The following is a 4,000-nucleotide window of genomic DNA, read 5'->3' on the forward strand; positions in this document are numbered from 1 at the left end:
CTTACCAATGTACTCACAGCAAACGATTTTAGGGTTAGAGATATCATTCAAAACCTTCAGAGTTATACAAAAGACTTTAAAGAGGTAAGAGCTATTGGGTTTTGCGCGAGCATAAAGCATGCAAAATTCATGAAACAGAAGTTTGAAAAAATAGGTTTAGCTGCTGAATGTTTGACTTCCGAAAACTCAATTGACCGAGTGGATATTATTCATAGATTTAAAACAAAGAAAATTAATTATTTGTTTGTAGTCGATATTTTCAATGAAGGTATAGATATACCTGAAATTGACACCGTGTTGTTTCTACGTCCTACCGAAAGTTTAACCATTTTCTTACAACAATTAGGTCGTGGCTTGCGATTGCACGAAGGGAAAGATGCGCTGACGGTGCTGGACTTTGTAGGACAGGCACGCAAAGAATTCGATTATGAAAATAAGTTTAGAGCACTGATTGGAAAAACAAATACTACTGTACAAAATGAAATAGAAAAAGATTTCCCTAACCTTCCTTTAGGAAGTTCTATTGTTCTGGAAAAACAAGCCAAAGAATATATCTTAGAAAATATTCGCCATGCAACAGATATGAATAAGCGTAAATTAATACGGCTAATTCAAAACTTTCAAAACCACACAAAACTTCCTTTAAATCTGAAAAATTTTCTAAGGATTTACAATCTTGAATTAAAACACATTTACAAGAACCATACTTTTAATTCCCTTAAAAGCGAAGCATTTAATAAAGAGTACGACACCTTTAATTTTGATAACTATAAATCAATGTTAGGGAAAAAGTGGATAGTCACAGAATCTATCCAGTATTTTAAATTCATTTTATCTTTAATCGAAGTAAAATTCGACCTTAATCAATTAGAAAATAAAGTCTCTAATCGCCTAATGGCCTTGATGCTTTATTATGATTTTTATCAAGGGCCTATATTAAATTTAAGCTTGCAAGAAGGTCTGAAACAGATGGGTGAAAATCGAGACTTCGTTTCAGAAATGAAAGAATACTTGGAGGTGAAAATTGATAAAATAGGTTTTGAGGAAATACCATTTGTTGAAATGCCAAATTTTCCACTTCAAATTCATGCACGTTATACCCGTGACCAAGTTTTAGTAGCTTTGGGATTAAGCACGATCGAGAAAAAGAGTTCTAATCGTGAAGGAGTTGCTGAAAACAAAGATCTTAACGTTGAGGCACTTTTTGTGAATTTAAAAAAGTCAGAAGAGGATTTTTCTCCAACAACAATGTATGATGATTATGCAATAAATGAAACACTTTTTCATTGGCAGTCCCAAAATCAGACCTCACCGGAAAGCTCAAAAGGGTTATCCTATATACTTCAACAAAAAAACAAGAAAACTATTTTATTATTTGTTCGAGAAAGCAAAGAAGATTCTGATAAATTCACACAGGGTTATGTATTTATTGGTCCTGCAAAATACGTGGAGCATGAAGGCTCAAAACCCATGTCAATCAAATGGAAATTAAAAGAATCCATTCCGCATTATTTATGGAAAGAAAGTGCAAAACTATCTGTTGGGTAATAACCCTTTGAATTATTATTAAAAAAATAATAGTATGCAAGAAAATAAATCTCAAATAATCATTTATCAAACCGAAAACGGAGAAACAAAATTAGATGTTCGTTTCCAAGACGAAACCGTTTGGTTGACGCAAAAGATGATGGCGGAATTGTTTCAGACAACTTCTCAAAACATAACAATTCATCTAAAAAACATCTTCGAAGAAGGTGAATTAGAGGAAAGTTCAACTTGTAAGGATTTCTTACAAGTTCAAAAAGAGGGTAATCGAGAGGTCAAAAGAAACCAAAAGTTTTACAACCTTGATGCCATCATTTCAGTAGGATATAGAATTAAATCTCACATTGCCACAAAATTTAGGCAGTGGGCAACGCATCAATTAAGAGAATATATCGTAAAAGGCTTTGTCTTAGATGATGAACGGTTAAAAAATCCAGATTTACCATTTGATTATTTTGAGGAACTTGAAAGGCGAATACAAGATATTCGCACCTCAGAAAAACGCTTTTATCGCAAGATTACCGACATATATGCAACAAGTGTAGATTATGACCCTACGCTTGATATTAGTATAGAATTTTTTAAGACAGTTCAGAACAAACTGCATTGGGCTATCACTGGCCAAACAGCGGCCGAAATTATCAATAGCAGAGCAGATAGTGGAAAACAGAATATGGGACTAACAAATTGGCGTGGTAATAAAATTAGAAAATCAGATGTTTCTATTGCTAAAAACTATTTAAATGAAAATGAATTATCTGCTTTAAATAATTTGGTTGAGCAATATTTAATTTTTGCACAAGGTCAAGCACAACGAAGAATCCCAATGTATATGAAAGATTGGATTGATAAATTAAATGGATTCCTTCAACTAAATGACCGAGAAATATTAACGAACGCAGGTAGTATTTCTCACGAATTAGGAAAAGCAAATGCAGAATTAGAATATGACAAGTTTAAACAGCAACAACAAAAGATGATAGGAGAAAGTGATTTTGATAAGATAATTAAGAAGATTGACAATAAATCTAAATAACCACCAACACACAGCAAGCACATTTGCAATTACTCACGATTTTATAAATCATTTTTGGAGTTCGTGAACTTCGTTTCACACAAGCCAACGCACAAACCGAAATTAAAAAACCCACTGTTTGGACGAAGTCCATCCATATTGATGTTTAGAGCTTTTAATTCCAAAGAAACTGGGTGTTTTGAAGGTTTAGAAAGGGTTTTAATAGTTCAGAACTCTTCTAAAAGATTAAATAAACTTAGATAAATTTGTGATTTTAATTTTAAGCTGGTCTTCGGTGTGCTTTTTTTGGTATATTTAATTTTCATGCCCCAAATATGATCATGGTTAAACAATTATAAACTACATGGAAAACAGATACATGAAGCTGCGCGCGCTCTTTATATTGGTTTTTACCTTTTCGATGACTTTCGGTCAGCAAGGACATTCGCCTTGGACCCAAATTACTAAAAACAGTGTCGCTCAAGAAAGAGTGCTGCCTCAAGAATCTGTGCCTGTTAAAGCTACGTATTATCAGCTTGATATTAATGCTCTGAATTCGGTATTGCAGAAAGTGCCAGTACAAACACCATCGAAATCTGATGTTGTTCTTGATTTTCCCAATGCTGACGGCACTATGGAAGCTTATAACATTACGGAATATTCGGTGATGGCACCTGAACTTCAGGCTAAATTTCCGCAGATCCGCTCTTATGTAGGTTATAGTTTGAAAAACGCATCGACCGTTATTTATTTTAGCGTTTCGCCGGATGGATTGCATAGCATGAAATTATCTTCTGACAGAGGCACTGAGTTTGTCAATCCTTATGCTACCGACAGTTCGTATAAAGCATTTTCAAGACAAGATATTCCTACCACACAAAATCTATTTGAATGTGGTTTTGTAGAAGATCCGCTTTTTAATAGAAACAGTTGGGATTTAGGCAATGCGGTTCAAAATGCCAATGATGGTGTAAGGCGTACCTACAGATTGGCAGTTGGCACGAGCGTGGAATACACTAATTTTCATGGCGGTACCGTGGCATCGGCATTAGCTGCCATTAATACGACGATGACGAGGGTAAATGGTATTTATGATAGAGAATTGTCTATCAGAATGACTTTAGTGGCAAATAATGATCTTTTGATTTCGACCACTGGAAATAGTCTTTTTTCAAATTCAGAAAACATTTCGGCCAATACAGGCATTATTAATTCGCTTATAGGAAATGCTAGTTATGATATTGGACATTCCTTTACTACAGGTTCTGGTGGTAAAGCACAATTAAATAGTGTTTGTACCAATAGTAAAGGTGCCGGGACGACAGGATTGTCAACGCCTTCTGGTGATCCGTTTGCTATTGATTATGTGGCTCACGAAATAGGTCATCAGTTTGGAGCTACACATACTTTTAATGGTACCGCTGGCAATTGTGCCGGTAA

The 4,000-nt window shown here is 34.7% G+C and carries 3 protein-coding genes; all 3 read left to right on the forward strand.

Annotation, left to right across the window (positions count from 1 at the left end):
* The first annotated feature begins 45 nt into the window (after positions 1-45).
* Positions 46-1,548 carry a DUF3427 domain-containing protein gene (locus VNJ50_RS09105; protein WP_325581119.1) on the forward strand — a complete coding sequence of 501 codons (1,503 nt, stop codon included), beginning with the start codon at positions 46-48 and terminating at the stop codon, positions 1,546-1,548.
* A gap of 34 nt (positions 1,549-1,582) precedes the next feature.
* Positions 1,583-2,581 carry a virulence RhuM family protein gene (locus VNJ50_RS09110; protein WP_325581115.1) on the forward strand — a complete coding sequence of 333 codons (999 nt, stop codon included), beginning with the start codon at positions 1,583-1,585 and terminating at the stop codon, positions 2,579-2,581.
* A 343-nt stretch (positions 2,582-2,924) separates the two neighbouring features.
* Positions 2,925-4,000 (forward strand): reprolysin-like metallopeptidase (locus tag VNJ50_RS09115; protein WP_325581117.1); only part of this gene is annotated, 1,076 nt, incomplete at its 3' end.

Origin of the sequence: Gelidibacter sp., assembly GCF_035577925.1 — a bacterium.
Classification (GTDB): domain Bacteria; phylum Bacteroidota; class Bacteroidia; order Flavobacteriales; family Flavobacteriaceae; genus Gelidibacter.